This is a genomic window from Fictibacillus halophilus (assembly GCF_016401385.1).
Taxonomy (GTDB): domain Bacteria; phylum Bacillota; class Bacilli; order Bacillales; family Fictibacillaceae; genus Fictibacillus; species Fictibacillus halophilus.
This window is the reverse complement of sequence record NZ_JAEACF010000001.1, coordinates 3,376,043-3,382,482: the sequence shown is the minus strand read 5'-3', so window position 1 is coordinate 3,382,482 and position 6,440 is coordinate 3,376,043. Positions and strand designations below refer to the sequence as shown.

Here is a 6,440-nt window from a genome sequence, read left to right as displayed (position 1 = left end):
AGAAGAAATGCTTCTTCTCTTATTATCCGGTATTAGCCCCGGTTTCCCGGAGTTATCCCCGTCTTACAGGCAGATTACCCACGTGTTACTCACCCGTCCGCCGCTAAATCAGAGGAGCAAGCTCCTCTTCATTCGCTCGACTTGCATGTATTAGGCACGCCGCCAGCGTTCATCCTGAGCCAGGATCAAACTCTCCATAAAAGTGTTTGTCTTGCTCGATTTTAAAACTGACGGAATTAATTCTTAATTCCTTACCTATTTCTTTTGTTCAGTTTTCAAAGAACTGTTTGTTTCGTGCGCCGTTTTGTTTTGGCGACTTTAATAATATACCACGCTGAAGCACTAGAGTCAATAGCTTTTTAAAACTTTTTCAAAAACATTTCATTATGAAACATTTCATCGTGCTAACAGTTTATATTGTGCTGTTTCTGATACAGCTTGATTAGTTTACCACGGCTACCAACCCGTGGCAATACCTAAATTAAAAAAGCTTCTATCCTAGGATAAAAGCTCCTCTATAAAGAGATCATTGCGGTTTTTAAGCGCGATGATATCACCGTTTGTTTCTAACTTAATCATCGGTCGAGTCGGTTGGCTGTCTTCTATAAATACGATCTCACCAATATCATAGTTTGTAAGTCTAACACGGCTGCCGACTGATAAAGTAGATAGTCCTGCTAACATCGCTTGCATCACTTGGTGATCAAATTTACCAAACTGATCTTTCATCATCATCTCTAGGACTTTGAATGGAGATTGCTTGCTTCGGTAAGGTCGTTCCGCAGTCATCGCTAAGTAAACATCTGCAACCGCTAGAACTTTACTAAAGGGATGAAGCTTGTTTCCTTGTACTTTTAGAGGATAGCCTGATCCATCTATTCGTTCGTGATGTTGGAGAACACCGAGAAGAACACCTTCTTTAATAGAGGGAATCTTTTTCAGCATGTTGTAGCCTTGAATCGTGTGTTTCTTCACTTCATCAAATTCAGCTGTCGTTAATGACCCGCTCTTTTTTAATAAAGTGGGCTGGACTTTTGCCATGCCGCAATCGGACAGCACGCCCGCTAGGCCGATCTGTATGCAGTCTCCGCTAGAGAAGTTTAATTTTTTAGCTAAGAACGTGCTTAAGATGCCTACAGCTATTGAATGGTGATACATATAATCTGCACTCGTAGCGTAGTGGTGCAGCAATAGGATCTCTTTTGGTACACTCGATCCTTTCTCTAATACAGGTAGAACACTTTGACGCACTTCGAGCATATCGATCGGACTGCCAGATTGCCAGTTTGTGAACAGTCTTTTATAACGTTTTACTGTTTGCATGTATAGTGCTGGAAAAGAGAGCTCTTCTTTTTGGGTATGTATTTGTTTTTCAGATTTCGTCTCATCACTTCTATTATTCAGTGAGTCCTGTGGATCTTTTACTCGATGTGTTGTGTTCACACCAGACGTTGATTCATTCAACACATCTATCTCTTCGATTTGAAAACGAGTGAGTACGCGCAGATGCTCGGCATTCAATCTCGTGTTTTTATTTACGATCGGCTGATTAGTCATCGAGAAGACATCCTGAACCAGCATCTGCCCGGCCTTAGCTTGACTCGTTTTTATCTTCATACAAAAAAGCTCCTTTTATTTGGAAGGTCATGATTTTATTTTACATATAAAAAAGAGGAAAATGTAGATTCATTTTCCTCTTTTTAGAAATTATTCGTTATTCTCTTCGTTTGTATCTGTTTCTGGAGCAGTAGTTTCTTCAGCTGGTGTAGTATCTTCTACACCTTCTGTGATGATTGGATCCCCATTCTCATCTAATAACTCATCTGTTTCTTCTTCACGTTCTACAACAGCTACTGTTGCTACATGATTCGTATCATTCATGGTCATCAATCTAACACCTTGTGTGTTTCGTCCCATTTGAGAGATGCCTGAGATGTTCATTCGAATGATGATTCCTTTTGCTGTAATGATCATGAGGTCTTCTTCATCCGTTACAGTCTTAAGGGTAACAACCGGACCATTCTTTTCAGTGATGTTTACCGTTTTGATCCCTTTACCACCACGTGATTGAAGACGGTATTCACTCATAGGTGTACGTTTTCCATAACCTCTATCTGTAACGATCAAGATGTCTTGCGTCTCATCTAAGACTTCCATACCTACAACAGCATCGTCATCACCAAGGGTAATCGCTTTAACACCCGTAGCTGTTCTACCCATTGATCGAACGTCTGTCTCTTGATAACGGATCGACATCCCTTGCTTCGTTCCGACGATGATATCTTTTGATCCATCTGTTAAACGAACGCCCATCAGCTCATCTTCTTCACGAAGGTTGATCGCGAAAAGACCACCTTTACGGATGTTGCTATAAGCTGATAACGGAGAACGCTTTGTGATTCCTTGCTTCGTCATGAAGTTAAGGTAGATCTCATCACTTTCCATATCTTCTACAGGAATGACAGCAGAGATGGTTTCACCTTGCTCGATCTGCAACAAGTTGATGATCGGAATACCTTTCGCTGTTCTTCCGTATTCAGGAATCTCGTAGCCTTTTAGCCTATAAGCCTTCCCTTTATTCGTAAAGAAGAGAATATAGTTGTGCGTATTTGTCGTAAACAACTGTTCAACAAAGTCATCCTCACTCGTGCCCATTCCTTGTATACCTTTACCACCACGACGCTGTGAACGATAAGTAGAAATCGGAAGGCGCTTGATGTAGCCTTTGTTCGTTAGTGTAATAACGATATTTGAACGAGGAATCAGATCCTCGTCTTCGATACTATTAAATCCTACTGAGATGATCGTACGTCTAGGGTTGTCGTACTTCTCTTTGATCTCGATAAGCTCTGTACGAATGATCTCCAAGATTTTTTCTTCATCTGCAAGAATCGCTCTCAATTCAGAGATTAATGCAACAAGATCGTTGTATTCGTTCTCGATCTTGTCTCGCTCTAAACCTGTTAAGCGCTGCAAACGCATATCTAAGATCGCTTGTGATTGCTCGTAGCTTAATTCAAACTTTTCCATTAAGCCTTCACGCGCAAGGTCTGTTGTTCTTGATCCACGGATAAGTGCAATAACTTCATCCAGGTGATCCAGTGCGATACGGAGACCTTCTAAAATATGAGCTCTTGCTTCTGCTTTTTTAAGATCAAACTCCGTACGGCGACGGATGATGACTTGCTGATGCTTCAGGTAATGATACAAACATTCTTTAATGTTAAGAACTTTTGGATGTCCATCAACAAGTGCAAGCATATTGATACCAAAGCTTGTCTGTAGAGCTGTCTGTTTATATAAATTATTTAAAATAACATTTGCATTCGCATCACGGCGTATCTCCATCACGATACGCATACCGTTACGGTCAGACTCATCACGAAGGTCCGTGATGCCCTCGATCTTCTTATCACGAACGAGCTCAGCGATCTTTTCGATCAAACGAGCTTTGTTTACTTGATAAGGAAGTTCCGTTACGATAATCGCTTGTTTTCCGCTAGGCATCTCTTCGATCTCAGCTTTTGCGCGGATAATGATAGAACCTCTTCCAGTTGTGTAAGCTTTACGAATTCCTTCACGTCCTAGAATTTCACCTGCCGTCGGAAAGTCTGGACCTGGGATAATTTCCATCAGCTCAGGAATCGTGATATCCGGATTTTCACTTACGGCTAAAATTCCGTCGATGACTTCACCTAATTGATGCGGCGGAATGTTCGTTGCCATACCAACCGCGATCCCCGCAGCACCGTTAACGAGCAAGTTAGGGAAACGAGCAGGTAATACAACCGGTTCTTGTTCAGATCCATCGTAGTTGTCTTTGTAGCCGATCGTGTCTTTGTTGATGTCACGTACCATCTCCATAGCGATCTTAGACATACGGGCTTCTGTGTAACGCATCGCTGCCGCTGCATCGCCGTCGACCGAACCAAAGTTACCATGACCGTCGATCAGCATGTGGCGGAAGTTGAAATCCTGTGCCATACGAACCATCGTGTCGTATACAGCGGAGTCACCGTGAGGGTGGTACTTACCGATTACTTCACCAACGATACGAGCAGACTTTTTGTATGCTTTATCAGCCGTCATGCCAAGATCGTTCATCGCATAAAGAATACGTCTGTGAACAGGCTTTAATCCGTCACGCACATCTGGCAAAGCTCGGCTGACAATAACACTCATGGCATAATCCATGAATGATGCTTTCATTTCCGTACTAATATTAATTTCTTTAATCCGGGAACGTTCCATTTCAGACATTCATTTTACCTCCATAACCTCTTTAGAACAGGTTTTTAAAGCCCCCTAATTCGGCGCTTAAACGCACCGAAACTGGACCTTGTCCAGCTTCAGTATCTTTTATGTTCAGCTTTTGCAGCATTAAGCGCTAAAGCGTTTTATATGAAAATCTCTATTTGCTTAAAAGTGATTCATGGCTTGCATACCGCATGCGTGCCTCACTTAAATATCTAAGTTCGTCACATATTGTGCGTTTTCTTGGATAAAGTCACGGCGCGGTTCAACCTTGTCGCCCATTAAGATATCGAACGTTTCATCAGCTGCCATCGCATCTTTCATTTCAACTTGTAGTAATGTACGTGTCTCAGGATCCATTGTTGTTTCCCATAACTGAGATGGGTTCATCTCTCCTAGACCCTTATAACGCTGAAGCTGCGGCTTAGGAACTTGCGGAAGTTCAGCCAGCAATTTTTCAAGTTCTTTATCGTTGTAGGCATACTCTATACGTTTACCTTGCTGAATCTTATAAAGCGGAGGCTGTGCGATATAGATATAGCCGTGCTCAATGATCGGACGCATATATCTGAAAAAGAACGTTAACAGCAACGTACGGATATGTGCACCATCGACATCGGCATCTGTCATGATGATGATCTTGTGATAACGTGCTTTCGTAATATCGAACTCATCACCGATTCCTGTTCCTAAAGCCGTGATGATCGCACGAACCTCGTTATTGGAAAGGATTTTATCAAGTCGTGCTTTTTCAACGTTTATAATCTTACCGCGAAGTGGCAAGATCGCTTGGAAATGACGGTCACGTCCTTGCTTTGCCGATCCACCGGCAGAGTCACCCTCAACCACATAGATCTCAGAGATGCTTGCATCTTTTGAAGAACAATCTGCCAGTTTACCAGGCAACGATGATACTTCTAATGCACTCTTACGTCGTGTTAGTTCACGTGCTTTTTTAGCAGCAACACGCGCACGAAGGGCCATCATCCCTTTTTCAACGATTGATTTTGCAACGACCGGGTTCTCGAGCATAAAGGATGAAAACGTCTCTGAGAAGATGGATTCTGTAATCTGTCTTGCTTCAGAGTTTCCGAGCTTCGTTTTCGTTTGCCCTTCGAACTGAGGATCAGGGTGTTTGATCGAGATGATCGCTGTTAGACCTTCACGAACGTCTTCACCTGTTAGGTTCGTATCGTTGTCTTTGAACAGATTGTTCTTACGGCCATAATCATTGATCACACGTGTTAGAGCTGTTTTGAACCCTGACTCGTGCGTGCCGCCTTCATGAGTGTTGATGTTGTTCGCAAACGAATAGATGTTGCTTGCGTAGCTGTCGTTGTATTGGAACGCAATCTCAACCGAGATGCCGTCCTTTTCCCCTTCAACGAAGATCGGTTCTTCATGCAGCACTTCACGCGTACGGTTGATGTGCTCTACATAAGATTTAATCCCGCCTTCATAGTGGTATTCCTTTACAACTGGCTCTTCACCGCGCTTGTCTTCAGCGATGATACGAAGACCACGGTTCAGGTAAGCTAGTTCTCGAATACGGTTTGAGAGTGTAGGGAAATCATATTCTAATGTTTCAGTAAAAATTTCAGGGTCTGGTTTGAAGTGAGTACGAGTACCTGTCTTGTCTGTTTCGCCGATAACTTTAAGATCTGCAGTCGGCACGCCGCGTTCGTAGGACTGATAGTGCAGCTTTCCATCACGAGAAACGGTTACTTCAAGCATCGTAGACAAGGCATTAACAACTGAGGCACCAACACCATGCAGTCCGCCTGATACTTTATAACCTCCACCGCCAAACTTCCCTCCGGCATGGAGAACCGTCATGATAACCTCTAGAGCAGGTCTTCCCATCTTTTCATGCATACCTACTGGGATTCCACGTCCGTTATCTTCTACCGTGATGCTGTTATCTTCTTCGATCGTAATTCGGATCGTGTCACAATAACCTGCTAGGGCTTCATCGATCGAGTTATCGACGATCTCCCATACAAGATGGTGAAGACCGCGTACGTTCGTAGCACCGATATACATCCCTGGACGTTTACGGACGGCTTCAAGACCTTCAAGTACCTGGATATTACTTTCATCATAATTTTGCTGTTGTTCTAACTGTTGTTCAGTCGTCAATTCGTTCACCTTCATTCCGGTTTAAAAACGCTTTATTTATAAAACCT

Annotated in this window: 3 protein-coding genes and 1 rRNA gene; all 4 read right to left on the bottom strand. The window is 42.9% G+C overall.

Features of this window, described 5'->3' with window-relative positions; translation table 11 throughout:
- Positions 1–201: ribosomal RNA gene (locus I5J82_RS17220) — 16S ribosomal RNA — on the bottom strand; the annotation flags it as partial.
- Positions 202–498: 297 nt separating this feature from the next.
- Positions 499–1,617 (bottom strand): HD-GYP domain-containing protein, encoded by a 1,119-nt coding sequence (locus I5J82_RS17215; protein WP_198768851.1) that lies wholly within the window; start codon positions 1,615–1,617, stop codon positions 499–501.
- Between the two features lie 90 nt (positions 1,618–1,707).
- Entirely contained in the window at positions 1,708–4,260 is a 2,553-nt protein-coding gene (gene gyrA / locus I5J82_RS17210; protein ID WP_198768850.1) for a DNA gyrase subunit A, read from the bottom strand.
- A 201-nt stretch (positions 4,261–4,461) separates the two neighbouring features.
- A complete protein-coding gene (gene gyrB / locus I5J82_RS17205; RefSeq protein ID WP_198768849.1) occupies positions 4,462–6,408 on the bottom strand; it encodes a DNA topoisomerase (ATP-hydrolyzing) subunit B in 1,947 nt (648 codons plus the stop codon).
- Positions 6,409–6,440: the final 32 nt, after the last annotated feature.

What these genes read in the sequence shown, in the direction of transcription:
- I5J82_RS17215 (WP_198768851.1), bottom strand. Translation starts at nt 1,617, where the DNA reads ATGAAGATAAAAACGAGTCAAGCTAAGGCCGGGCAGATGCTGGTTCAG.
- gyrA (WP_198768850.1), bottom strand. Translation starts at nt 4,260, where the DNA reads ATGTCTGAAATGGAACGTTCCCGGATTAAAGAAATTAATATTAGTACG.
- gyrB (WP_198768849.1), bottom strand. Translation starts at nt 6,408, where the DNA reads ATGAAGGTGAACGAATTGACGACTGAACAACAGTTAGAACAACAGCAA.